This is a genomic window from Thermopolyspora sp. NPDC052614 (assembly GCF_040678635.1).
Classification (GTDB): domain Bacteria; phylum Actinomycetota; class Actinomycetes; order Streptosporangiales; family Streptosporangiaceae; genus Thermopolyspora.
In genome coordinates this window covers 86,144-111,331 of sequence record NZ_JBFATZ010000022.1, presented here as the reverse complement: position 1 = coordinate 111,331, position 25,188 = coordinate 86,144, and the positions used below count along the sequence as shown (strand labels likewise).

Below are 25,188 nucleotides of genomic sequence, written 5' to 3'. Positions count from 1 at the left end.
GTTCGTCCTGAGCCAGGATCAAACTCTCCATAAAATGCCTAAACAACCGTCAGACATCCCACGAAGGAACATCCCAGCAGACACCCCCGCAAGACGCAGGAGTGCCACAACCATCAACCAGACACCCACCCCGAAGAGCAGGACATCCGGCATGACGGGGTTAATTCATCATGCACTGGCTTTTAGCACACTGTTGAGTTCTCAAGAAACGGACGCGTACATCGACTCACAAGTCAATTTGATTCGTTAGTCGAGGCGTTCATCCGTGTTACTTTAAGTTTCACCGAATCCCCATCCCCTGTCAAATCGCTTCGATCCGGCAGAATGTTGGTCGAAGTGGAGACTTGTACTGGGATCTTGGCCGGCTCCCTCAGGAGGAGTCGGCCGGATGAACTTACCGTGCCATCCGCGCTCTGTCGAATCAACCGATTTTCCGGAGACTCGGAGACCACATGATCGACAACCAGACCCGTGGCCCGGCACCGGTTCGTTCATGGAGGCTTCCCCCGGGTACCACGACGTGTCCGCCGGTCCCGAAGGGCGAAGAGAACCTTACGTCGCCGATCCGAGGACGTCAAATCGCTCGCTCCGGGCGTCCAACCGGACCGTCAGGCGGCGGGACCACGGACCGCGCCGCACTCCCCGGCAAGACCGCTCACCCTGCGGGTGGCCTGGCCACATGCCCGCAGGCATCCGACCAGGCCACCCCAACGGCCGTGCGTCAGGAAACCACCTCGACACCGCCGATCGAGCGCTTGCCCCGGCGCAGGACCAGGAAGCGTCCGCACAGCAGGTCCTCCCGAGTCGGCACGTATGACTCGTCGGTGATCTTCGTGTTGTTGAGGTACGCCCCGCCCTCCTTGACCGTCCGCCGCGCGGCCGACTTGCTCTCCACCAGGCCGCTCGCGGCGAACAGGTCGATGATGGGCACATCCAGCGACGTCACCTCGGCCCGCGGCACCTCGGCGAGCGCGGCCCGCAGCGTGCGCTCGTCGAGCTCGGACAGCGCGCCCTGGCCGAACAGCGCGCGGGAGGCGGCCTGCACCCGGGCCACTTCCTCGTCGCCGTGCACCAGCCGGGTCAGGTCCTCCGCGAGGGCCCGCTGCGCCTCGCGGGCGGCCGGGCGGTCGGCCACCGCCTTCTCCAGTTCCTCGATCTCCTCCCGGTCGCGGAAGGTGAACACCTTGAGGAAGCGGATGACGTCCCGGTCGTCGGCGTTGAGCCAGTACTGGTAGAACGCGTACGGCGAGGTCAGCTCGCCGTCGAGCCACACCGAGCCGCCGGCCGTCTTGCCGAACTTGGTGCCGTCCGCCTTGGTGATCAGCTTTCCGGTGAGGGCGTGCGCGTGCCCGCCGGTCACGCGCCGGATCAGCTCGCAACCCGCGGTGATGTTGCCCCACTGGTCGCTGCCGCCCACCTGGAGGGTGCAGCCGTACCGCCGGTAAAGCTCCAGGTAGTCGTACGACTGCAGAATCTGGTAGCTGAACTCGGTGTAGCTGAGCCCCTCCCCCGACAGCCGGGCGGCGACCGACTCGCGGGCCAGCATCCGGTTGACGGGGAAGTGCTTGCCGATGTCGCGCAGGAAGTCGATGGCGGACAGCTGCGCGGTCCAGTCGAGGTTGCTCACGAGGGTGGCGGCGTTCGGGCCGGGCGTGAAGTCGAGGAACTTCTCCACCTGGACCCGGATGCGGCGCACCCACTCCGCCACGACCTCCGTCGGGTTGAGCGAACGCTCCTCGTTGCGGCCGCTGGGGTCGCCGATCAGTCCGGTGGCGCCGCCGACCAGGCCGATGGGCCGGTGCCCGAAGCGCTGGAAGCGGGTGAGGATCAGCAGGGTGGCCAGGTTGCCGACGTGCAACGACGGAGCGGTCGGGTCGAAGCCCGCATAGACGGTGATCGGCCCCTCGGCGAGTGCCTTGCGCAGCGCGTCGGCATCGGTGGTCTGCGCGAGCACGTCGCGCCATTCGAGCTCATCGAGGATGTCGGTCACGGTCCTGGCCTTCGTTGTCGTAGTTCGCCTGGGCGGGTCGGGATGCCCACCGCCGGTCCCGCGGCTCCGGGCGGACGGATCGATTCCCCGACGCCCGTCGCCCAGATCGAACCTTGGTGAGCATCACATGTATATGGCTTTGTACAGGGTGATGCGTCAAATCATGGAATCGCCACCCGAAAAACCGGCCACAGCCGCGGCCGTCAGCGGGATCGGGGCTGGTGGGAGCGGTAGGGGGACACCGTGGGATCTGCGTCGATCCAGAAGCGCCACGGCGTCTCCTTGCCGTTCGCCACGCCCGTCCGCGGCCCGGTGCGTACGCGTGAAGGGCTGACGGGCTCGCCGTCGAGGATGCGTATCGGCCCGTCGCCGCAGCAGTCCGCCCCATCGTGCTCCCGGGCGAACCCCAGCGCCACGGCGAGCCTCGCCGGTCCCCGCGCCAGGTCCCGCGACGCCACGCCGGAGGCCGGGCGGGTCCCGGCGGCGTCGCCGTTCGGCGCCGGGCGGCGCCCGTTGCGCCGGGCCAGCGCGAGGTCGGCGCCCGCCACGATCTCGCCGGCGCGCAGCAGCACGCCCGCGCCCGTTCCTTCGGGCATGCAGACCAGGTTGGCGCAGAAGTGCATGCCGTACGTGAAGTACACGTACAGGTGCCCGGGCGGCCCGAACATGACGGCGTTGCGCCGGGTCTGCCCCCGATAGGTGTGCGACGCCGGGTCCTCGCCAGGCACGCCGTACGCCTCGACCTCGGTCAGCCGTACGGCGACGCGCCCGCCCGGCGAATCGTGCACCAGGACCCGCCCGAGCAGCTCGGGCGCGACCTCCACGGGCCGCCGGGCGAAGAACGACCGGTCCAGCGGACGCCATCGGGCGAACGCCGCTTCGCCGGAGGATGCGCCGTGCGAGGTCACCGGTTCGAAACCGCCGGGGCCCGCTCAGGCTCCGGCGGCCCAGGCGGCCTGGGCGTCGACGGACTCCCGCAGCGCGGCGAGCTGGTCGCGGACCCGGTCGGGCGCGGTGCCGCCGTGGGCCTTGCGTGCCGCGAGCGCGCCCGGCACGCTCAGCACGTCGCGCACCTCCGGCACGTCCGATCCGGCGGCCCCCTCGACGGGCTTGGCGGTGAAGTGCGGCGAGACCTTGGCCAGCTCCTCGTCGGTGAGGTCGCCGAAGTCCTTGTCGTTCACCTGGCACCACACCACCAGGTGGCCGACCGCCTCGTGCGCCTCGCGGAACGGCACGCCCTTGCGGACCAGCAGCTCGGCCAGGTCGGTGGCGAGGGCGAAGCCCTCCGGCGCGCTCGCCTGGAGGCGGGCGGTGTTCACCCGCATGGTCGCGACGAGGCCGGCCATCGCGGGCAGCACGAGCAGCAGGGTGTCGACGGCGTCGAACACCGGCTCCTTGTCCTCCTGCAGGTCGCGGTTGTAGGTGAGCGGCAGGCCCTTGAGGGTGGTGAGCAGCGTCATCAGGTTGCCGATGAGCCGCCCGCTCTTGCCCCTGGCCAGCTCGGCGACGTCGGGGTTCTTCTTCTGCGGCATGATCGACGAGCCGGTGGAGTAGGCGTCGTCCATCTCGATCCAGTGGAACTCCTGCGAGGCCCACAGGACGATCTCCTCGCCGAGCCGGGACAGGTGTACGCCGATCATGGCGGCGCAGAAGAGGAACTCGGCGGCGAAGTCGCGGTCGGCGACGGCGTCCATGGAGTTGGGGGCGGCGGCGTCGAAGCCCAGCTCCTCGGCGACGGCCTGCGGGTCGAGCGGCAGCGACGACCCGGCGAGGGCGCCGGAGCCGAGCGGGCTGATCGCGGCGCGGCGGTCCCAGTCGCGCAGCCGGTCGACGTCGCGGGCGAAGGCGTGGACGTGGGCGAGCAACTGGTGGCCGAACGACACCGGCTGGGCGTGCTGCAGGTGGGTCATGCCGGGCGCGGCGGTGTCCGCGTGCTGCTCGGCCTGGCTCATCAGCGCCGTCTCCAGCTCCACCAGGCGGGACACGATGTGCCGTACGTGGTCGCGCAGGTAGAGGCGCAGGTCGGTGGCGACCTGGTCGTTGCGGCTGCGGCCGGCGCGCAGCTTGCCGCCGAGGGTGCCGAGCCGTTCGAGCAGGCCGCGTTCGAGCGCGGTGTGCACGTCCTCGTCGGCGACGGTGGGCCGGAACTCGCCCTTCTTGCACGCCTCTTCCAGGTCGTCCAGCGCGCCCAGCATGCGTCGCAGCTCGTCCTCGTCGAGCAGCCCGGCCCGGTGCAGCACCCGCGCGTGCGCCCTGGAGGCCAGCAGGTCGTACGGCGCCAGCCGCCAGTCGAACTGCACGCTCACCGACAGGCGCGTCAGCGAGTCAGCGGGGCCGCCCTCGAACCTGCCGCCCCAGAGCCGCATCGGCTTGCCGCCGGAGTTGTCCGCCACCCTTGTCTCCTCCCCGGGCCCGGTGTGCCACACGCCTTGTCCAATCCGCGACCCTAGCTCACGTGGGGCATCGTCATGTACGCGGCCAGCGTGGCGTGCGGCGTCCGCCGCCGGGAGCTTGGGCGACATGTCTACTTGTGACATGAAATATCCACTTACCTTTTCTCTGCAGATGGTCTGATTGCCCGCCCGTCGGCAACTCCGCGACGACCGCCCTACGCGGCGGCGACGGCACAACCCACAGCCCGCACAACCCACAGCCCGCACAACCCACAGCCCGCACAACCCCGGGACCCGCAGGATCCCGGCCGCCCCGACGCGCTCCCCGCCGCCGTCACCCGCCGGGAGCGCGGCCGCCGCCGTATGAGGTGACGGATGTGCGGACGCCTTCGCGCCCGAGAAGTCGTAGACGCCGACCCACCGGCGTCCCGGGCGCGGGCCCGATCTCCGCCACCGCGCGTGCGACGCCACCCGGCCTCAGCGGCGCGGCCGCCGCCCTCCTGCACGCATGGACTTCCCGCCGCCCGGCTCGCAGGTCACGTACTCTCCGGTACGGCCCGCCGACTAGGTGCGCCGGTCCGCGGCCCGGAGCAGGCTCTCGGCGACCGCCGCCCCGCCCTGCGGATCACGGCTGATCACCAGGATGGTGTCGTCGCCCGCCACCGTGCCGAGGATCGACTCCCAGCCCGCGTGGTCGATCGCCGAGGCGAGGAACTGCGCCGCCCCGGGAGGGGTGCGTACGATCACCAGGTTCGCCGACGCCTCGGCGGAGACGAGCAGTTCCTCGGCGATGCGTCGCAGCCGGGCCGCCGGGGTCTCGGACGTGCCCAGGCGGGCGGGCGGGATGCGCGCGCCGCCCTCCCCCGGCAGCGCGTAGACGAGCGACCCGTCCTCGGCGCGCAGCTTGAGCGCGCCCAGTTCGTCCAGGTCGCGGGAGAGGGTGGCCTGGGTGACCTCGACGCCGCTCTCGGCGAGCAGCTTGGCCAGCTCCGGCTGGGAGCGGACCGGCTGCTGCGACAGCAGGGCCGCGATGCGGGCGTGCCGGGCCGCCTTCGTCGTCGGGATGTTCACCGCCTGCCCCTGGACTGTTCGAGCAGGAACGTCAGCAGGGCCTTCTGCGCGTGCAGGCGGTTCTCCGCCTGGTCCCACACCACGCTCTGCGGGCCGTCGAGCACCTCGCCGGTGATCTCCAGGCCGCGGTAGGCGGGCAGGCAGTGCAGCACGATCGCGTCCGGCTCGGCCTCGGCCAGCAGCTCGGCGTTGATCTGGTACGGCCCTAGGGCGGCCACCCGCTCGTCCTTGCCCTCCTGTCCCCCCTCCTGCCCCATCGACACCCAGGTGTCGGTGGCGAGCACGTCCGCCCCGGCCACGGCGGCCCGCGCGTCGCCGAGCGTCTCGACCGAGCCGCCGGTCGTCGCGGCGATCGCGGCGGCGTCGGCGACGATGGCGGCGTCCGGCCGGTACCCGTCCGGGGCGGCGACGCGCACGTGCATGCCGGCCACCGCGCCGCCGAGCAGGTAGGAGTGGGCCATGTTGTTGGCGCCGTCGCCGAGGTAGGTGAGGGTGAGCCCGGCCAGCCGCCCCTTGCGCTCGCGGATCGTCTGCAGGTCGGCGAGGATCTGGCAGGGGTGGAAGGAGTCGGTGAGCGCGTTGACGACCGGCACGTGGGAGGCGGCGGCCATCGCCTCGATGCGGTCCTGGCCGTAGGTGCGCCACACGATCGCGGCGACCTGGCGCTCCAGCACCTTGGCGGTGTCCTCGATGCTCTCGCCGCGGCCCATCTGCGACTGGCCGGCGTCGATGACGAGCGGCAGGCCGCCCAGTTCGCCGATGCCGACCGCGAACGAGACGCGGGTGCGGGTCGAGTTCTTGTCGAAGAGCACGGCGACGGTGCGCGGGCCCTCGAGGGGGCGGTAGCCGTACCGGTCCTTCTTCATCGCGTCGGCGAGGTCGAGGACCCGTGCCTGCTCCTCTGGGGTCAGGTCGTCGTCGCGCAGGAAGTGCCGGCGGGCCGATTCCGGTGAGTCGGTCACGGGACGTCCTTGGGATTCGGTGGCGTTGCCGCCTTGGACAGTATGGCAGGGAACGCGTCCACGAAGGTCGCGAGCTCGTCCAGGGTCGTCACGAGCGGAGGCGCGACGCGCACCGCGTCCGGCTGGACCGCGTTGACCAGGAACCCGGCCTGCCGGGCGGCGGTCTCCACCCGTGCGGCCACCGGCTCGGTGAGCACGGCGGCGAGCCACAGGCCGCGACCGCGCACGCCCGCGAACAGCGGGTGCTCGACGGCGGCGAGCCCGGTGGACAGGTGCTCGGCGGCCCTTGCGACGTGCGCGAGCAGTCCCTCCTTCTCGATCGTGTCGAGTACGGCGAGGGCGGCGGCGCACGAGACGGGGTTGCCGCCGAACGTGGAGCCGTGGTCGCCCTTGGTGAAGATCGTACCGGCGGGGCCGAAGCCGACGCACGCCCCGATCGGCAGGCCGCCGCCGAGGCCCTTGGCGAGGGTGAGGACGTCGGGGGTGACGTTCTCGGACTGGTGGGCGAACCAGTGGCCGGTGCGGCCGATCGCCGACTGGATCTCGTCCATGACGAACAGGGCGCCGGTGGCGCCGCAGATCTCGCGGGCGGCGCGCAGGTAGCCGTCCGGGGGCGGGACCACGCCGCCCTCGCCGAGGGTGGGTTCGAGGAACACGGCCGCGCAGTCGTCGGTGACGGCCTGCTTGAGCGCGTCGGCGTCGCCGTACGGGACGAAGCGGACGTCGTGCGGGAACGGGCCGAACGGGTCGCGGATGGAGGCCTTGCCGGTGAGCGACAGGGCGCCGGTGCTGCGGCCGTGGAAGCCGTTCTCGGCGGCGACGATGTAGGAGCGGCCGGTGGTCTTGCCGTACTTGACCGCCATCTTGTACGCGGCCTCGTTGGCCTCCGTGCCGGAGTTGGTGAGGAACACCCGGCCCTCGCCGCCGAGCAGGCCGCGCAGGCGCTCGGCGAGCAGCACCTCCGGCTCGTTGAGGAACAGGTTGCTGGTGTGCGCGATCGTCGCGACCTGGGCGGTGACCGCGGCGACGAGCGCGGGGTGGTTGTGGCCGAGCGAGCTGACCGCGATGCCGCCGATCAGGTCGAGGTAGGCGTTGCCGTCGGCGTCCCAGACGCGTGCGCCCTCGCCGCGGACCAGGGCGACCGGCTGCGGCGCGTACGTGGGCATGAAGGCGGCCTGGTGCCGGGCCAGCAGGGTCTCGTTCCGGCTCATCGTCATGCTCCTTGTGTCGTGGGCAGCACCATCGTGCCGACGCCCTCGTCGGTGAAGACCTCGACCAGCAGCGAGTGCGGCATGCGGCCGTCCAGGACGTGCGCCTGGGGCACGCCGCCGCGCACCGCCGTCAGGCACGCCTCCATTTTCGGGATCATCCCGGCGGACAGGCCGGGCAGCAGTTCGGCCAGCTCGTCGGCGGTGATGCGGTCGATGACGTCGCCGCGCTCGCCGTCGGGCGACCAGTTCGCGTACAGGCCCTCGACGTCGGTGAGCATGATGAGCTTCTGGGCGTCGAGGGCGACGGCGAGGGCCGCGGCGGCGGTGTCGGCGTTGACGTTGTAGACGGTGCCGTCGTCGCCGCGCGCCACCGAGGAGACGACGGGGACGCGGCCGTCGTCGACGAGCGCCCGCACCGCGCCCGGGTCCACCTTGACGATGTCGCCGACCTGGCCGATGTCCACCTTCTCGCCCTCGACGAGGGCGTGCTTGCGCTCGGCGGTGAACAGGTGGGCGTCCTCGCCTGACAGGCCGACGGCGAACGGGCCGTGCCGGTTGATCAGGCCGACGACGTCGCGGTTCACCTGGCCGACCAGGACCATGCGGACGACCTCCATCGCCTCGGGGGTGGTCACCCGCAGGCCGGCGGTGAAGGTGGACTCGATGCCGAGGCGGTCCAGGTGGGCGTTGATCTGCGGGCCGCCGCCGTGCACGATCACCGGCTTGAGCCCGGCGTACAGCAGGAAGACGATGTCGTCGGCGAACGCCTTGCGCAGCTCCTCGTCGGTCATCGCGTGCCCGCCGTACTTGATCACGACGGTCTTGCCGCGGAAGCGCTCCAGCCACGGCAGGGTCTCGATGAGGACGGCGGCCTTGTCTATGGGATCCAGCGGTTTCGGTGCGGAGCTCATGACGAGTACGCCGAGTTCTCGTGGACGTATTCGGCGGTGAGGTCGGTGGTGTGGATGGTCGCGGTGTGCGGGCCTGCCGACAGATCGACGGTGATCGTGACGTCGCGGGGCCGCAGGTCAACCTTGGAGCGGTCGTCGCCGGCGGCGCCGCCCCGGCAGACCCAGATGCCGTTGATGGCGACGTTGAGCCGGTCGGGCTCGAACGCGGCGTCAGTGACGCCGACCGCGGACAGCACCCGGCCCCAGTTGGGGTCCTCGCCGTGGATGGCGCACTTGAGCAGGTTGGAGCGGGCGACCGAGCGGCCCACGGTGACCGCGTCCTCGACGCTCGCCGCGCCGATCACCTCGATGGCGATCGCCTTGGTGGCGCCCTCGGCGTCGACGACGAGCTGGCGGGCGAGGTCGGCGCAGACCTCGGTGACCTTGGCGGTGAACTCGGCCTGGTCGGGGACGACGCCGGTGGCGCCGCTGGCGAGCAGCAGCACGGTGTCGTTGGTGGACATGCAGCCGTCGGTGTCGACGCGGTCGAAGGTGACCGCGACCGCCTCGCGCAGGGCCGCGTCGAGCGCCTCGGCGGGCAGGTCGGCGTCGGTGGTGATGACGCTGAGCATGGTGGCGAGGCCGGGGGCGAGCATGCCCGCGCCCTTGGCCATGCCGCCGACCATGTAGCCGCCCGCGCCCCGGCGGAAGGAGATCTTGGAGACGGTGTCGGTGGTGCGGATGGCGTCGGCGGCCGGGAGCCCGCCGTCGCGGGAGAGCTGGGAGGCGGCGGCGGTGACGCCGTCGAGCAGCTCGGGCATGGGCAGCCGCTCGCCGATCAGGCCGGTGGAGCAGACCGCGATCTCGCCGGCGGAGTCGCCGAGCACCTCGGCGACCTTCTCGGCGGTGGCGTGGGCGTCCTGGAAGCCGAGCGGGCCGGTGCAGGCGTTGGCGCCGCCGCTGTTGAGGACGACCGCCTTGACCCGGCCGCCGCGCAGCACCTGCTGCGACCACAGGACCGGGGCGGCCTTGACGCGGTTGCGGGTGAAGACGCCGGCGGCGGCGCGGGACGGGCCCTGGTTGACGACGAGGGCGACGTCGCGGTTGCCGTTCGGTTTGAGGCCCGCCGACACGCCCGCGGCGACGAAGCCCAGGGGTGCGGTGACGCTCATCTCGTCTCCTCCTTGCCGCAGTTGCCGCTTTTGCTGCTTTTGTCGCCGCAGGGGCCGTCGCCGGGCCCCCGGGTCGCGAAGGCCGGTCGATGATTGCTCACGGAGCTACTCCAGTGGTCGGCAAACCGAGTTCTTCGGGGAGTCCGAGGGCGAGGTTGGCGCTCTGGATCGCGCCGCCCGCCGTGCCTTTGGTGAGGTTGTCGATGGCGATGACGACGAGCACCCGGCCCGCCCGCTCGTCGAGGGCGACCTGCAGGACGGCGGTGTTCGCGCCGTAGGTCATCGCGGTCGCGGGCCAGGTGCCCTCGGGCAGCAGGCGCAGGAACGGCTCGTCCTTGACGGCCGTGTGGTACGCCTCACGAAGGGTCTCGGCGGTGACGCCGGGGCGGGCGGGGGCGGTGCAGGTGGCGAGGATGCCGCGGCTCATCGGGGCGAGCACCGGGGTGAAGCTCACGGTGACCGGCGTCCCGGCGACCGCGGAGAGGTTCTGCTCCATCTCCGGGGTGTGGCGGTGCACGCCGCCGGCGGAGTAGGCGCTCGCCGAGCCCATGACCTCGCTGCCGAGCAGGTGCGGCTTGAGGGAACGGCCCGCGCCGGAGGTGCCGCTGGCGGCGACGACCACGACGTCGGGCTCGGCCAGGCCGGCGGCGAAGGCGGGCAGCAGGGCCAGCGTGGCGGCGGTCGGGTAGCAGCCGGGGACGGCGATGCGGGTGGCCGTGCGCAGGACCTCGCGCTGGCCGGGCAGTTCGGGCAGCCCGTACGGCCAGGTGCCGGCGTGCTCGCCGCCGTAGAAGCGGGCCCAGGCGGCGGGGTCGGCGAGCCGGAAGTCGGCGCCGCAGTCGACGATCAGCGTGTCCTCGGGGAGTTGCCGGGCGATGGCGCCGGACTGGCCGTGCGGCAGGGCGAGGAACACCACGTCGTGCCCGGCGAGGGCCTCCGCGGTGGTGTCGGTCAGCACGCGGTCGGCGAGCGTGGGCAGGTGGGGCTGGTGCTCACCCAGGGTGGATCCGGCGTTGGAGCCCGCGGTGAGCGCGCCGATCTCGAACTCGGGGTGCGCGAGCAGGAGTCTGAGCAGCTCGCCTCCCGCGTATCCGCTCGCTCCGGCGACGGCCGCTCGCCTCGTCACGCGTACCTCCCCGACGGTCGCGCGTGCATAACCATGCATCGCATCTCATGTTCTTACCGTTAAGAGTATGCACGAGCCGGGATGACCATGCAACATGTCGTCCAGGTAACAATTCATCGTCTGGTGCCCATACCGGCCGGTCGGTATCGTGGCGGCACGCATCCGGATATGGCACGACCGGGAGTCAGACGTACATGAGCGCACACCCTGAGGCCGGGCTCACCGCCCCTGGACAACCGTTCGAGATGGAAGAGGTCGAGGTGCGCGGGTCCCGCGTGCGCACCTGGCGGCACGCCCCTCGGGACTTCCGGGCGCTGCTGGAGAGAAGCCGGCTCCACGGCGAGCAGGTCTTCATCGTCTACGAGGACGAGCACGTCACCTACGAGGAGCACTACCGGCGCGCCGCCACCCTCGCCCGGCGTCTGGTCGAGGAGTACGGGGTGCGCAAGGGCGACCGGGTCGCCATCGCCATGCGCAACTATCCCGAATGGATCGTGTCGTTCTCGGCGGCGCTCGCTGCCGGGGCGATCGCCGTGCCGCTCAACGCCTGGTGGACCGCCGCGGAACTGGAGTACGGCCTGGCCGACTCGGGGACGAAGGTGCTGATCGCCGACGGGGAGCGTGCCGACCGGCTGCGGGACTCGGCGATCGAGGCCCGGCTCATCGTGGCGCGGCCGGGGCCGGAGGGGCCGCCGCCGGGGGCGCGCACGCTCGACGAGGTGATCGGCACGGTGCCGGCCGACGTGACGCTGCCCGCGGTGGAACTCGATCCGGAGGATCCGGCCACGATCTTCTACACCTCCGGGACGACCGGGCGGCCCAAGGGGGCCCTGGGCAGTCACCGGAATCTGGGGCAGTCGCCCGTGACGGTGGCGTACGCGCTGCTGCGCACGGTGGTCCGGTCCGGCGGGGATCCGGAGGAGGCGGCGGGCAGGCGCCGCGTCACCCTGCTGACCGTGCCGCTGTTCCACGTCACCGGATGCTTCGCGGCGATGACCACGACGATGTTCACCGGCGGCGGGCTGGTGCTGATGTACAAGTGGGATCCGGAGCAGGCGTTGCGGCTCATCGAGCGCGAGAAGGTCACCCAGATGACGGGGGTGCCGACGAACGCCTGGCAGCTGCTCTCGCACCCCGATCTGGATGAATACGATATTTCGAGTCTTGGCGGCATCAGCTATGGGGGCGCGCCGGCTCCGCCCAAGCTGCCGGAACGCATCAACGCCGCGCTGCCGCACCGTACGCCGTCGAACGGATACGGCATGACCGAGACGACGGCCCTGGCGATCTACAACAGCGGCCCCGACTACGCGGCCAAGCCCGACAGCATCGGCCTGCCCGTCGCCGTGGTCGACGTCAAGGTCTGCGACCCGGCGGGCGCCGAGCTTCCCATGGGCGCGGTCGGCGAGCTGTGCATGCGGGGGCCCAACGTGATCATCGGCTACTGGAACCGCCCGGACGCCACCGCCGAGACGTTCGAGGACGGCTGGGTGCACACCGGCGACCTCGCCCGCGTCGACGAGGACGGCTTCGTCTACATCGTGGATCGCGCCAAGGACATCGTCATCCGCGGCGGCGAGAACGTGTACTGCGCCGAGGTCGAGGCCGCCCTGTTCGAGCACCCGGCGATCGACGACGCCGCGGTGATCGGCGTACCGGACGACGAGCTCGGCGAGCAGGTCGGCGCCGTCGTCCGCCTCGCCCCCGGCCACTCGGCCACCGCCGACGACCTGCGCGAGTTCCTGCGCGGCCGGATCGCCGCGTTCAAGGTTCCGACGCGGTTCTGGTTCCGCGAGGCGGAGCTTCCCCGCAACCCCGGCGGCAAGATCCTCAAAACCCACCTGCGCCGAGAGATCCTCGGCGACTGACCACACCGGTCGGCGGGGGGCGGCGGGGCGGCCCCTCCCCGCCGCCCCCGCCGACCGGCTCGTCCATCCGGTATCGAGCCGGCGCGGGGGCGGCGGGCGGGGCGGCGCGGGCGTCAGAACGCCGCGGCGGCCGCGGGCGACTCCACCAGGCGCCGTGAATACTCCCGCACCCGGCTGATGTAGTGGTCCCAGGGGAAAAGCGGTCCGGGGTCGTCGTGGTCATTACCCGGAACGTTGCAGTGGCCGCCCAATCCTGTGAACCAGCCGCGCGTCCGCGCGTTCAGGGGCACCTCGATCGGAATTCCGTACAGGGCGCACAGATAGGCGGACAACTCCGCGGAGGACTCCAGCATCTCCTCCTTCCAGTCATCGGGCCCCTTGGCGCCCGGATATCCGTATTCATGCTCGATGCCGACGTACACGTTATTGCCGCCCTTGCAGTGCCAGGCCTTGTACCTCCCGTCCCTCGGGCCCCCGGTGTCGGGGGCGGGCAGCGGCACCATCTGCAGGCGCCGCCCGTCCCTGGCGACGATGAAGTGCGCCGAGACCTGGGACGACGGGTTCTGGAACCAGGAGACCGCCCCGTCGTACCGTCCGGCGGTGTAGTGGATCACGATGCCTTTCGGGGTCATGGCGCCGGCGGACCGGTTGGGGCTGTTCCGATAGGCCACCTCGGGCCTGGACACCTCCCGGAGATTCTGATGGGTCAGCAGGCCCTGGCCGTCCATCTCGTCGGTCGTCACGCCCAATGCCAGCTCTCCACATCTAGGGCAGATGCATTGCGTCACCGTTTCCATGACCGCCACCTCAACAAAAAATCGTTCCGAAATTATTGGCGCCAACAAGGGATCAGGAAATGCCTTCGAGAAGGAATGTCACATGCCCCGCGCCGTATTGCACCCTTCAAAACAACGCTAATCCGGGCATAGATCTCCGGCAATCCCGCCTGTCGAATCCGTACGCCGATTTGACCGAATTTCGATCGGCGATCGACGGCCCCGGCCGACGCCGGTCCGCTACTCGGCACGTAATCGACGCGCCCGGACCCCGCATGCGACGGTTCCCTCGTACGGCCCGCCCCGCCTCGGCGCCGGGGCGGCACCACGGCAATCACGCGCATCCAATAGGGAGAATCGCGATGACCGACTTCAATGACCTGGTGGAGCGGTACCTGAGGGCCTGGAACGAGCCGGACGCGGAACGCAGGATCAAAATCGTCGCGGACCTGTGGACCGAGGACGGCGGCTACACCGACCCCCTGGCCGACGTCACGGGCCACGAGGCGATCGCAGCCGTGATCGCGAGTGCCCGCGAGATGTTCCCCGGTTTCGTCTTCACCCTCGGCACCGGGCCCGACGGGCACCACGACACCGTCCGCTTCACCTGGCACCTCGGCCCCGAGAACGGCCCCGAGCCCGTGGTGATCGGCTCCGACGTCGCGGTGCTCGCCGGCGACGGCCGCCTCAAGCACGTCTACGGCTTCCTGGACAAGGTCCCGGCGGCCTGAACCTTCCCGCCCGGAGCGCGGTCAGGCGAGTGTCTGCCACCAGCCGTCCACCGGCGGCGGCGCGCTGACGTTCAGCGGCTCGCCGGGGCGGGGGACGACGATCTCGACGTCGCGGGCCTTGGCCTCGCGCCACAGGCGGTCGGCGGGCTCGGCCCAGGAGTGCGGGGCGAGGTTGAAGGTGGCCCAGTGCACGGGGAGGAGGAGCCCGCCGCCGACGTCGAGGTGGGCGGCGACGGCCTGTTCCGGGGTCATGTGGACGTCGGGCCAGTTGTCGCTGTAGGCGCCGATCGGCATGAGGGTGAGGTCGAAGGGGCCGTGGGCGGCGCCGATTCCGGCGAAGCCGTCGAAGTAGCCCGAGTCGCCGCCGTAGAAGACGCGGTGCCGGTCGCCGGCGATCGCCCAGGAGCCCCACAGGGTGTCATTGCGGCGCAGGGTGCGGCCGGAGAAGTGACGGGCGGCGGTGGCCGTGAAGCGCAGGCCGGCCACCTGCGCCTCCTCCTCCCAGTCGAGCTCGACGATCCGGGAGGGGGGCACCCCCCACCGCTCAAGGTGGGCTCCGATGCCGAGCGGCACGAGGAAGGACGCGGAGTGCGTACGGCTGAGCACCCGTACCGTCGGCATGTCGAGATGGTCGTAGTGGTCGTGTGAGATCACCACGGCGTCGATCGGCGGAAGCGCGCTCAGCGGCACGGGCGTCGGGTGCAGCCGCCGCGGCCCCAGGAACCGCACGGGCGAGGGACGCTCGCTCCAGATCGGGTCGAGCAGCACCCGCCGCCCCTCGATCTCCGCCAGGACCGTGGAGTGGCCGTACCAGACGACGTCGAGACCGGTGCGCTCGGGGCGCGAGGGCGCGGCGGTCACCAGGGGCACGGGGCCGCTCGGCCGACGGGTCTCCCGTTCGGCGACCATGCTGCGGATGATCTTGAGGCTGGGGGCCGACGGGACGGTGGCGCCGGGCTCCGAATTCCGGAACGCCCCGTCATGGAACTGTGGCGACCGCAGCACCCGCTCCGCGCGCTCCCCCGACGGCCGCCTGCCCAACGACGCCGGGACATCCCGCAGCAGCAGGCCGGCCGCGACGACCGCTCCGGCCGCGAGCGCCCCCTGTATCGTCCGCTTCACCGCCATCCCACACTCCGATCCGGTGTCGATCTGATCGGTCTGATCGGTCAAACTGATCGCGGCCGCCCGGTGTTCCCGGCGACTTCCGCTGTACGTGAACAAGAGCCCGATGCTGGGGCATCATCAACATTGAGTTCGCGATGGCTAGAGCATCAAGCGACGGCGGTTGCTACGGTAAGACACATGACGGTTGCAGTGCGGAGTGAGAAGATGGCCAACCCGCGGCTACCCACCTGGCTGACCCCTCCCCCGGAGGGGTTCACCTCCGACGATCTCGATCACTTTCCGGATTTGCCTGCGCACACAGAGTTGATTGATGGAAGCTTGGTCTTCGTGAGCCCGCAGAAGGACTTCCACACGACCATGCTTGACCTGCTGGTGGCCGAGACGCGACGCACCACGCCTCCGGAATTCCGGGTACGTCGCGAGATGAGCGTCATCCTGGGTCCCAAACAGCGTCCCGAGCCCGACATGATCGTGCTTCGATCGGAGGCCCTGCGCGGCCCCGACGTCAGCGCCTACCCGGCCAGCCATGTCGTGGTGGCCGTGGAGGTCGTCTCCCCTGATTCGGAGATTCGCGACCGGGAGCGCAAGCCCCAACTCTACGCAAAAGCCGGCATCCCGCATTTCTGGCGTGTGGAGAACAACGAAGGCCGCCCCACCGTCTACGTCTACGAACTCGATCCCGCCACCTCGACCTACACCCTGACCGGGATCCACCACGACAAGCTGCGCCTCACCGTCCCCTTCGAGATCGACATCGACCTGACTAAGATCGAAAGCCTCTGATCGCCCGACCGGATGAGGAATCGACCCCGCCCCGCGGAGCAGGTGGCGGGCGTCAGGCGATTCGCAGGCCGCAACGCGTTACTTGGCAATCGTCTGGGTGTCATTGCTCTTGTGGATGACAGGACGTATGTTCCTCTCACCAGGATGAGCATGCCTCATGTTTATGGGGGTCCCCTCCATGCCCAGACGTCTTCGCCGTACCGTTTCCGCCTTATCCGCCGCCGTACTCCTCACGCTGGGGCTCCCCGGGGCACCGGCCGCCGCCGACACCTCCTTCACCCCCGACGACCACTGCATCGGGCAGTGCGCCGACATTCTGCCGCCGGGGCAGAACGGCAACGCCACGTTGATCGACATCATCGGCAACCAGGCCTTCGGCACCATGCCGCGGCACGCCGACGACCAGCTCGCCAAGTACGCGAACCTGCTCGCCGGGTACAACGGGCTCACCGAGGACCAGATCGGCGCGTTTTTCAACGACGCGTCGTTCGGGGTGCCGGCCGGGCAGGTGGAGAGCACCGTACGGCCGCGCTCGGACGTGACGATCGTGCGGGACAAGGCCACCGGCGTGCCACACATCACCGGGACGACGCGGGCCGGGACGATGTTCGGCGCCGGGTACGCCGGGGCGCAGGACCGGCTGTGGGTCATGGACCTGATGCGGCACGTGGGGCGGGGCGAGCTGACCTCGTTCGCCGGGGGCGCGCCGGGCAACCGGGCGCTGGAGCAGAGCGTGTGGCGCAACTCGCCGTACACCGAGGCCGATCTGCAGGCGCAGGTGGACCGGCTGCGGAGCCAGGGCGAGCGCGGGCGGCAGTTGTATGACGACGTCCGGGAGTACGTGGCCGGGATCAACGCGTACATCGACCGGTGCATGGCCGACCGGAACTGCCCGGGCGAGTACGTGCTCACCGGGCACCTGGACGCGATCACCAACGCGGGCGGGCCCGAGGACTTCACGACGACCGATCTGATCGCGATCGGCGGGGTGATCGGGGGCCTGTTCGGCGGCGGTGGCGGCGCGGAGATGCAGTCGGCGCTGGTGCGGGTGGCCGCCCGGGCCAAGTACGGCACGGCCGCCGGCGACCAGGTATGGGCGGCCTTCCGCGCGCAGAACGATCCCGAGGCCGTGCTCACCCTGCACGACGGGCAGAGTTTCCCGTTCGGCGCGGCGGCGGGCGCGACCGGCGTGGTGCTGCCCGACGCGGGCGCCGCGCCCGTCGACATCACCGAGAACGAGTCCGGCTCGGCGGCCTCATCGGCGTCCGCGACGGCCGCGATGGCCGCGGGCGTGACGCCGGCCCTCAACGGCCTGGTCGTCGACAACGCCAGGCCGAGCATGTCGAACGCCGTGGTGATCTCGGCGGCCGAGTCGAAGGACGGGCACCCGATCGCCGTGTTCGGGCCGCAGACCGGATATTTCGCCCCGCAGCTGCTGATGCTGCAGGAGCTGTCCGGGCCCGGCATCCGGGCGCGGGGCGTCGCGTTCGCCGGGCTCGGCATGTACGTCCTGCTGGGCCGTGGCATCGACTACGCCTGGAGCGCGACCTCCAGCCTGCAGGACATCACCGACACCTACGCGATCATGCTGTGCGAGCCGGGCGGCGGCACCCCGAGCGTGAACTCGGACCACTACCTCTACCGCGGCTCCTGCACCGCGATGGAGACGCTGCGCAAGACGAACTCCTGGCGGCCCACCACCGCCGACTCCACCCCGGCGGGCTCATACGACCTGGTGATGAAGCGCACCAAGTACGGCCTGGTGACCTGGCGGGGCACGGTGAACGGCGTGCCGACGGCGTTCACCACGCTGCGCTCGACCTACCGGCACGAGGCCGACTCGGCGATCGGCTTCCAGATGTTCAACGATCCCGACGCGATGGGCTCGGCGGCCGATTTCATCGAGTCGGCGTCGAACATCACCTACGCGTTCAACTGGTTCTACGTGAACTCCACCGACGCGGCGTACTTCATGTCGGGCAGCAACCCGGTCCGCTCCCCGGTGTCCGATCCGAGCCTGCCGATGGTCGCCGACCAGGCGCACGAATGGGAAGGGTACGACCCCGACGGCAACACGGCCGCCTACGCCCCGGCGTCGAGCCATCCGCAGACCACCGGCCAGGACTACCTGGTGAGCTGGAACAACAAGCAGGCCAAGGACTACGGCTCGGCCGACGGCAACTTCAGCTTCGGCGCGGTGCACCGCGGCGACCTGCTCGACGGGCCGGTCAGGGCCGCCCTCGCCGGGGACGGCAAACTCGACCGGGCCGGCACCGCGAGGATCGTGGCCGAGGCGGCGTCCGTCGATCTGCGCGGCAGGCGGGTGCTGCCCGACCTGCTGCGGGTGATCGACGCCTCCGCCGTGACCGACCCGGCGCTCTCCGCGGCCGTGGCCAAGCTGCGCGCCTGGGCCCAGGCGGGCGCCCGCCGGGTGGAGACGTCGCCGGGGAGCAAGGCGTACGCGCACGCCGACGCGATCCGGATCATGGACGCCTGGTGGCCGAGGCTGGTCGCCGCCCAGTTCAAGCCGGGCCTCGGCGACGACCTCTACCAGGCCCTGGTCAACGCCCTGCAGATCAACGAGTCGCCGTCGGGCCACCAGCAGGGCGACGTGTCCACCGTGCCGATCTCCGCGAACGAGGCCCAGACGCACAAGGGGTCGGCGTTCCAGTTCGGCTGGTGGGGTTATGTGAGCAAGGACGTGCGCTCGGTGCTCGGCGATTCCGTGCAGGGCGCCCTCCCGCGCGAATACTGCGGGGATGGCACCGTGGCGGGCTGCCGTACCGTGCTGCTCGCCAGCCTCGCCACGGCCGTCGCCGAACCGGCGTCGGTCACCTATCCCGGCGACGACGTGTGCGCGGCGGGCGACCAGTGGTGCGCCGACGCGGTACGGCAGTCGCCGCTCGGCGGCATCAAGCACAACCTGATCTCCTGGCAGAACCGGCCGACCTACCAGCAGGTGGTGTCCTTCCCCGCCCACCGCGGCGACCCGATCGCCAACCTCGCCCAGGGCGCGACCGCGACCGCGTCGAGCAGGCAGAACTCGTCCTACCCCGCGAGCAAGGCGATCGACGGCGACCTGGCCAGCCGCTGGTCGAGCGCGTCCAGCGACAACCAGTGGCTCCAGGTCGATCTGGGCGCGGTGAAGACCGTGGCCCGCACGATCCTGCGGTGGGAGGCCGCGTACGGCTCGGCGTACACGATCCAAACCTCCACCGACGGCTCCACCTGGACCACGGTCCACTCCACGACCACGGGGAACGGCGGCGTGGACAACGTCACCTTCACCCCGGTGAATGCCCGCTATGTCCGCATGCAGGGCGTGAAGCGCGGTACATCCTACGGTTATTCGCTCTACGAGTTCGAGATCTACTCCCGCTGACCGCCTCGCCGGTCGGCGTTCGCTCCCAGGACGCCGACCGGTCGTACATGATCGACGAGGTCGTCCCGATGTCGCCGACGCCGGCGTGGGAGTCGGTGCTCGGAGAGTCGGCGACCAGGGCGGCGCCCCGGCCGCCTTCCGGCCGGGGCGCTCGGCGGTCATAGGGTCCCGCCCGGCCGCCGGAGACCTCCAATCGACAGGCGGGCGCGCTGCACCGTTCCAGGGCTCGATCACGCCCGCCCGTCAACGCTCCCGGCGGTCGCCCTCGGTTCGGGCGCCGCCGGGGCCCCGGCTACGAGTCGTGGATGATCACGCCTCGGATCAGCTCCCCGTCGTCCAGGGCCTGGTAGCCCTCGTTGATCTCGTCCAGGGAGTACCGGCGGGTGATGAGCTCGTCGAGCTTCAGCCGGCCCTGCCGGTAGAGGCTGAGCAGCCGCGGGATGTCGTACAGCGGGTTGCACATGCCGAAGATGTGGCCTTGGATGCGCCGCTGGTAGCCGACGACGCCGCCGTTCGCGGCGAGCCGGATGTGGTCCTCGCCCGTACGCCCCACGGAGGTGATGGTGACCTGGCAGCCCTTGCCGACCATCGCGGTGGCCTGTGACACCACCTCCGCCGTCAGTTCGCCCACGGTCACGATCGCGTGGTCGGCCAGTTGGCCCCAGGTCATCTCGACGACGGCCTCGTGGGCCTCCTCGGCCGAGGCGAAGACGTGCGTGGCCCCCATCTCCAGCGCCTTGTCCCGCTTGAACTTCACCGGGTCGATCACGATGAGGTTGCGCGCGCCCGCGTACGCCGCGCCCTGCACGGCGTTGATGCCGACGCCGCCCGAGCCGAAGATCACGACGGTGTCCCCCGCGGAGACGCCGGCCGCGTACACCGCGGTGCCCCAGCCGGTCGGGACGCCGCAGCCGACGAGCGCCGCCACGTCGAAGGGGATGTCGTCGTCGATCCGGACGCAGGAGGCCTGCGACACGACGGCGCGCTGGGAGAACGTGCCGAGCATGCAGAACCCGCCGAGGTCCTCCCCCGAGTCGTCGTGGAACCGGAACGTCCCGTCGCTCAGCCGGCCCGTGACCATCTCGGCGCCCTGGTCGCACAGGTTCTGCCGCCCGGTCGAGCAGTACCTGCAGGTCCCGCAGGCGGGGATGAACGAGCAGACCACGTGGTCGCCCACCTTCACCCTGGTCACGTCCGGGCCGACGGCCTCCACCACTCCGGCGCCCTCGTGCCCGCCGACGAGCGGCAACCGCCCGATGCTGGCGCCGGTGCGCAGGTGCTCGTCCGAGTGGCACATGCCGGACGCGGCGAACTTGATCCGTACCTCTCCCGCGCGTGGCTCGTCCAACTCGAGTTCAGTCAGTTCCCAGGGTGTTCCAGGCTTGCGGATGACCGCTGCTCTCGTCCTCATGCGGCCGGAGCGTACTTATCGTTCACAAGATTGTCCATAATTTCGTGAACTCGATCTTCTACAAAGTTTCGCCGGTTTCGCGTACGTGATCAACGTCCCCGTCCATAAGGGTCTACCCAGCCCGCCTCGGCGCCGCCCATGGACGGCTGTCCGCCCGACCGGCGCAACCCGATCCCCCGCCCCATCCGGCCGTCTCCTGCCGTTGCGGGTTGATACTCGTATACGTATACTCGTCCACGAGTATCTGAGATTTGGCGAGGTGGATGGCATGGCGAAGCGGCGCAAGGTCGGCAATCTGCTGGCGCTCGCGGTGCTGGCCGCGCTCATGCAGGGCCCCATGCATCCGTACGAGATCGCCACGGCCTTGCGTGGCTGGGGCAAAGACCAGGACATGGAGATCAAGTGGGGGTCGTTCTACACAGTCATCGGCAACCTGGATAAACACGGCCTGATCACGGCCGTTGAGAGCACCAGGGAGGGGCGCCGTCCCGAGCGCACCGTCTACCGCATCACCGAATCCGGCCGGGCGGAGCTGCTGGACTGGACACGCGAGCTGATCTCGACGCCCATGCCCGAGCGCCCCCGTTTCCGCGCCGGTCTGTCGGTGCTCCCCGTCCTGCATCCGGACGAGGCCGTCGAACTGCTGCGACAGCGCCTGCGCCTGCTGGAGGACGGCATCGCGACCGCACGCGAGGAGCTCGAACGGCATCTGCGCACCATCCCGCGGCTGTTCCTGGTGGAGACCGAGTACGACCTCGCCCTCCAGGAGGCGGAGGCGGCCTGGCTCCGCACGCTGCTCGCCGAGCTCACCTCGGGCGTCTACCCGGGGCTCGACGTCTGGCGCGCCGTACACGAAACCGGCGAGATGCCGCCGGAACTGACCGAACTCGCGGAGAAGAGCCGCTCCGCGGAATGACGAAAGCCCTGGCGCGGTGCGCCAACACCACGCCAGGGCCCATTTCCTCGAACCACACCTGGGAAGGCGCTCGGCCCGAGGCGGCAACCACGAGAATAGCCGGGTTCCTCCCAGGCCGGTTCGCACGCACGAGAACCGACACCAGGGAGAAGAATCATGACCGCGATCAGAACCGCGATCGTCGTCGGCGGCGGCATCGCCGGGCCCGCGACGGCGATGGCCCTGCGCAAGGCGGGTATCGAGGCCACCGTGTACGAGGCGCACCCGAGCACGGCTGACGGAATCGGCGGCACGCTCGCCCTCGCGCCCAACGGCCTCGCCGCCCTGCGCGTCCTCGACGCCGACGGGCCGGTGCCCGCGCTCGCCACGCCGATCACGCGTACGGTCATGGCCGTCGGGCGCAGGCGCATCGACCTGCCCACCCTCCCCGACGCGCCTCCGCTGCAGGTGATCCACCGCAGCGACCTCTACCGGGCGCTGCACGACCGGGCCGTCGCCGCGGGCGTCACCGTCGAGTACGGCAGGCGCCTGGTCGACGCGCGGGAGACCGCGGCGGGCGTCACCGCGACGTTCGCCGACGGCGGCACCGCCTCGGCCGACATCCTCGTCGGCGCCGACGGCATCCACTCGACCGTACGCACGCTCATCGACCCCGGCGCGGCCGGCCCGCACTTCACCGGGCTCCTCGGCTTCGAGGCGGTGGCACGCCATCGCGTCGACGTCCCGCCCGGCACGATGACCTTCGCCTTCGGCAAGAACGCCTACTACCTCTACTGGCCCGAGCCGGGCGGCGGCACCCGGTGGGGCGTCAACCTGCCGCAGGAGCGGCCGATGACCCTCACCGAAGCCCGCTCGGTACCGCCCGCCGACTGGATGCGCCGGCTGCGCGCCGCGTTCGCCGACGACGACCCCGGCCGCGACCTGATGCTGACGAGCGACGCCGACGAGGTGCAGGCCGTGGGATCGCTGCACATCATGCCGCGCCTGCGGCACTGGCATCGCGGCCGCATGGTGCTGGTCGGCGACGCGGCGCACGCCCCCTCCAACAGCTCCGGTCAGGGCGCGTCGCTGGCGCTGGAGAGCGCGGTGCAACTGGCTCGCTGCCTACGCGACCTGCCCGACGTCTCCTCCGCGTACGCCGAGTACGAGCGCCTGCGCCGCGACCGCGTCGAGCGGATCGCCGCCCGCGCGGCACGGATCAACCGCGCCAAGGCCCCCGGAGCGGTGGCCAGGGCGATGATGCCGCTGCTGATGCCCCTCATGCTGAAAACCGTCATGAACCCGGAGAAGACCCTCGGCCCCGAGCAGCGTTACGTGATCGACTGGGACGCCCCGGTGTCGACCGGCTTGACATAGGGAAAGCCGGCACCCCGCAGGTGGGCGGCCACGTCCGGCTTGAGCCCCGAGGGTACGGCGGTACCGGCGACGAGGGACAGCATCGCCTCGGGCGCGTTGTCGGCCAGCGTACGGCCGTTGCGGGTCGCGAAGCCGAACGTCGCGGGGGTGCCCACGACGTAGGGCAGGACGTCGGGGAACAGCTCATGAGCGACGGCCTGGCCGTACCCTTGAGGGTCGTCCGATGTCCTGCTCGCGGCCGCGACGGCGGCGACGCGCCCGGCGATGTGCTCGCCATCGGCCGCCAGGTCCTGCGACGGGTGCCGCGAATTGGAAGGATCGGAAAAGTCGGTGTCATCGGGCCAGAAGATCGGCCACATCATGGGATGCCCGGCCCGGTTGATCTGACGCCGCCCACCGGCGTCCGTGGCCAGTTTGGTGGCGCACCACACTCCGATCCGCGCCCCGGGCCGCAGCCTCTCATGCTGATGGGAGACCTCCAGCACGATCGACTCGACGGTCTTGCCGGCGAAGCTGTTCCGCGCGTTCTCCGGATGCCACTCCGGCAGGTCCACCGCGGTCCGCTTCGCGATGGCCGAGTTCACGACGGCAAGCAACGACAAGTCGATGTAGAACGAGTCGGCGATGCGCCCGGCCCAGAGCCGGACGCCGTCCCCGCCGACCGACTCGCCCGTCCGGCCCTCCAGCACGACCCGGCCGTCCGCGGCGTCCTCCCGCGCCTCCTCCCCCTCAAGAGCGCGCAGCCGCAGGGCCTGCCGCCCACCGGAGTCCGCCTCGCCGAACTCCACCCGGTACGTCAACTCCTCCAGGTCGGCTCCGCCGAAGTGCACCTTGAACTCGTAGCGCGCCTCCGGGTGGAAGCCCGGCTCGGCACGAACGCCGGTGATGTCGGAGTTGACGTCCATGACGAACACCGTGCTGCGCTCGCCCTGGAACACGTACAGATCGTCGATGAAGAGGTTGCCGCTCTGGCTCGCCAACGGAGTATCGAGATGATGGGACATGACAAGATCTCTCTTCCCGGCCACGCGGACAACACCGAACTGATAACTGAACCGGAAGTGTGATCGGCTGCCGCGCAACCTGCGGTCCGAGCCCTCCCCTACCCGCTCCCCGAATCCCTGCGCCACGATCTATCCCGTCATAACCACAAGATGAGTTGGCCTTGACCCGGATCACGACCGCCGACATACCCGAAGCCGCACATTCGTCCGCCCGTCCGCCGCACCGGGCACGGCGTCGCCGGGGGCCGCTGACAGCGCTGGAACGGACTCGTAGTCCGATTGTTTCCGCTGGGATCGCGGGCGCACCAGCGAAATGACCGCCCTGGCCAGCGGCGCACGAAAAGTCCGGTCTCGTGGCTCGTTGCCCTGCCGCCGGGCGGCCTTGGCCTGGCTCCGCGCACGCCTGCGGATCTACGCCCTGAGCTGCACATCTGAAGTAGTTCAGATAGGATGTCGATGTGACGACAAAGACCTTCTCTTACAGTTCGTTCCTACGCAGCCCTTCCCAGGTGCTCCCTTCCCTGGACGATGCTGATGTGATCCTTGAGCGGCGCGATGAGGAGAACCTCATCCTGATGCGTGCCGAACGCTTCGAGGCCGGGGTGACCGGTGTACGCATCGCAGCCCGTGCGCTCGCCATCCTTGCCCGCCGCAATCGCGCTCTCGCCGAAGAAGTACTCGCCGAGGAGCTGCCATGGACGACCTGGCTTCCCGAGACCGAGCGACAGGAATGCGTCCGCGATCTTCTACGGCATCTGATCGCGGGGGCGGACACCGGCGAGTTGCTTCCCTTCAGCCGCGCGCTGACCTCCTGGCGTTCAACCGCGGTCGTGTGGAGTGACCCCGAGCTCGCCCGCGAACTCCAGGGTCCGTTCACCGGCGACGGGCCCGAGGTCCCACGTCCTGTGGAAGCGTCCGAATGACGGGCCGTGGAGACGAGGTACCGCGCCCCAACCCCTGGAGGGTCCGGTTTGCCGACCGCCGAACCGCCCAAGGATGGAACCATCTGCTCGCTCAG

The 25,188-nt window shown here is 70.5% G+C and carries 20 protein-coding genes; 7 read left to right on the top strand and 13 right to left on the bottom strand.

All coding sequences use genetic code 11. From position 1 onward, the window contains the following. Positions 1-721 precede the first annotated feature (721 nt). From tyrS to argC, 9 genes are all read right to left on the bottom strand, one after another. The gene (gene tyrS / locus AB0K60_RS32300) at positions 722-1,990 is read right to left on the bottom strand and encodes a tyrosine--tRNA ligase (RefSeq protein WP_364063816.1); all 1,269 of its coding nucleotides are present in this window, start codon (positions 1,988-1,990) and stop codon (positions 722-724) included. Between the two features lie 203 nt (positions 1,991-2,193). Continuing rightward, positions 2,194-2,898, bottom strand: coding sequence for a DNA-3-methyladenine glycosylase (locus AB0K60_RS32295; RefSeq protein WP_364063813.1), 705 nt, complete (start codon positions 2,896-2,898; stop codon positions 2,194-2,196). A 24-nt stretch (positions 2,899-2,922) separates the two neighbouring features. Continuing rightward, complete coding sequence (gene argH / locus AB0K60_RS32290) at positions 2,923-4,356, bottom strand: argininosuccinate lyase (protein ID WP_364063831.1); 1,434 nt, start codon at positions 4,354-4,356, stop codon at positions 2,923-2,925. A 591-nt stretch (positions 4,357-4,947) separates the two neighbouring features. Next, on the bottom strand, positions 4,948-5,454 hold the full coding sequence (locus tag AB0K60_RS32285) for an arginine repressor (protein ID WP_364063810.1): 507 nt from the start codon (positions 5,452-5,454) through the stop codon (positions 4,948-4,950). Next, positions 5,451-6,416 (bottom strand): ornithine carbamoyltransferase, encoded by a 966-nt coding sequence (argF, locus tag AB0K60_RS32280; protein WP_364063807.1) that lies wholly within the window; start codon positions 6,414-6,416, stop codon positions 5,451-5,453. The genes AB0K60_RS32285 and argF overlap by 4 nt, the downstream gene beginning before the upstream one ends. Further along, positions 6,413-7,627 carry an acetylornithine transaminase gene (locus tag AB0K60_RS32275; protein ID WP_364063804.1) on the bottom strand — a complete coding sequence of 405 codons (1,215 nt, stop codon included), beginning with the start codon at positions 7,625-7,627 and terminating at the stop codon, positions 6,413-6,415. Before AB0K60_RS32275 ends, argF begins: the two co-directional genes overlap by 4 nt. Before the next feature lie 2 nt (positions 7,628-7,629). Further along, on the bottom strand, positions 7,630-8,538 hold the full coding sequence (gene argB, locus AB0K60_RS32270) for an acetylglutamate kinase (RefSeq protein WP_364063801.1): 909 nt from the start codon (positions 8,536-8,538) through the stop codon (positions 7,630-7,632). Beyond that, a complete protein-coding gene (gene argJ / locus AB0K60_RS32265; RefSeq protein ID WP_364063798.1) occupies positions 8,535-9,689 on the bottom strand; it encodes a bifunctional glutamate N-acetyltransferase/amino-acid acetyltransferase ArgJ in 1,155 nt (384 codons plus the stop codon). The genes argB and argJ overlap by 4 nt, the downstream gene beginning before the upstream one ends. Before the next feature lie 97 nt (positions 9,690-9,786). Further along, the gene (gene argC, locus AB0K60_RS32260) at positions 9,787-10,815 is read right to left on the bottom strand and encodes an N-acetyl-gamma-glutamyl-phosphate reductase (RefSeq protein WP_364063795.1); all 1,029 of its coding nucleotides are present in this window, start codon (positions 10,813-10,815) and stop codon (positions 9,787-9,789) included. 194 nt (positions 10,816-11,009) lie between these two features. Here argC and AB0K60_RS32255 point away from each other — a divergent pair, with 194 nt between their 5' ends. After that, a complete protein-coding gene (locus AB0K60_RS32255) occupies positions 11,010-12,683 on the top strand; it encodes a class I adenylate-forming enzyme family protein (RefSeq protein ID WP_364063792.1) in 1,674 nt (557 codons plus the stop codon). Positions 12,684-12,796: 113 nt separating this feature from the next. On the opposite strand, the gene AB0K60_RS32250 is transcribed toward AB0K60_RS32255, so the two are convergent. Further along, the gene (locus tag AB0K60_RS32250; RefSeq protein ID WP_364063790.1) at positions 12,797-13,426 is read right to left on the bottom strand and encodes a peptidoglycan recognition family protein; all 630 of its coding nucleotides are present in this window, start codon (positions 13,424-13,426) and stop codon (positions 12,797-12,799) included. Between the two features lie 395 nt (positions 13,427-13,821). Between AB0K60_RS32250 and AB0K60_RS32245 the strand changes: the two genes are divergently transcribed. Next, positions 13,822-14,190: a nuclear transport factor 2 family protein gene (locus AB0K60_RS32245; RefSeq protein WP_364063787.1), complete on the top strand. Its 369-nt coding sequence runs from the start codon at positions 13,822-13,824 to the stop codon at positions 14,188-14,190. A gap of 21 nt (positions 14,191-14,211) precedes the next feature. Here AB0K60_RS32245 and AB0K60_RS32240 read toward each other — a convergent pair whose 3' ends face one another. Beyond that, complete coding sequence (locus AB0K60_RS32240; RefSeq protein WP_364063784.1) at positions 14,212-15,312, bottom strand: MBL fold metallo-hydrolase; 1,101 nt, start codon at positions 15,310-15,312, stop codon at positions 14,212-14,214. A 183-nt stretch (positions 15,313-15,495) separates the two neighbouring features. On the opposite strand from AB0K60_RS32240, the gene AB0K60_RS32235 reads away from it, so the two are divergent. Continuing rightward, entirely contained in the window at positions 15,496-16,101 is a 606-nt protein-coding gene (locus AB0K60_RS32235) for a Uma2 family endonuclease (protein ID WP_364063782.1), read from the top strand. Positions 16,102-16,279: 178 nt separating this feature from the next. Then, the gene (locus AB0K60_RS32230; RefSeq protein WP_364063779.1) at positions 16,280-19,483 is read left to right on the top strand and encodes a penicillin acylase family protein; all 3,204 of its coding nucleotides are present in this window, start codon (positions 16,280-16,282) and stop codon (positions 19,481-19,483) included. A gap of 292 nt (positions 19,484-19,775) precedes the next feature. On the opposite strand, the gene AB0K60_RS32225 is transcribed toward AB0K60_RS32230, so the two are convergent. Continuing rightward, positions 19,776-20,894, bottom strand: a complete 1,119-nt coding sequence (locus tag AB0K60_RS32225; RefSeq protein WP_364063777.1) for an NDMA-dependent alcohol dehydrogenase — start codon at positions 20,892-20,894, stop codon at positions 19,776-19,778. A gap of 268 nt (positions 20,895-21,162) precedes the next feature. Between AB0K60_RS32225 and AB0K60_RS32220 the strand changes: the two genes are divergently transcribed. Then, on the top strand, positions 21,163-21,810 hold the full coding sequence (locus AB0K60_RS32220) for a PadR family transcriptional regulator (protein ID WP_364063774.1): 648 nt from the start codon (positions 21,163-21,165) through the stop codon (positions 21,808-21,810). 156 nt (positions 21,811-21,966) lie between these two features. Beyond that, positions 21,967-23,166 (top strand): NAD(P)/FAD-dependent oxidoreductase, encoded by a 1,200-nt coding sequence (locus tag AB0K60_RS32215; protein ID WP_364063771.1) that lies wholly within the window; start codon positions 21,967-21,969, stop codon positions 23,164-23,166. On the opposite strand, the gene AB0K60_RS32210 is transcribed toward AB0K60_RS32215, so the two are convergent. Continuing rightward, on the bottom strand, positions 23,121-24,146 hold the full coding sequence (locus tag AB0K60_RS32210; protein WP_364063768.1) for a DUF4331 family protein: 1,026 nt from the start codon (positions 24,144-24,146) through the stop codon (positions 23,121-23,123). The genes AB0K60_RS32215 and AB0K60_RS32210 overlap by 46 nt on opposite strands. A 482-nt stretch (positions 24,147-24,628) precedes the next feature. On the opposite strand from AB0K60_RS32210, the gene AB0K60_RS32205 reads away from it, so the two are divergent. After that, a complete protein-coding gene (locus AB0K60_RS32205) occupies positions 24,629-25,093 on the top strand; it encodes a hypothetical protein (RefSeq protein ID WP_364063765.1) in 465 nt (154 codons plus the stop codon). Positions 25,094-25,188: the final 95 nt, after the last annotated feature.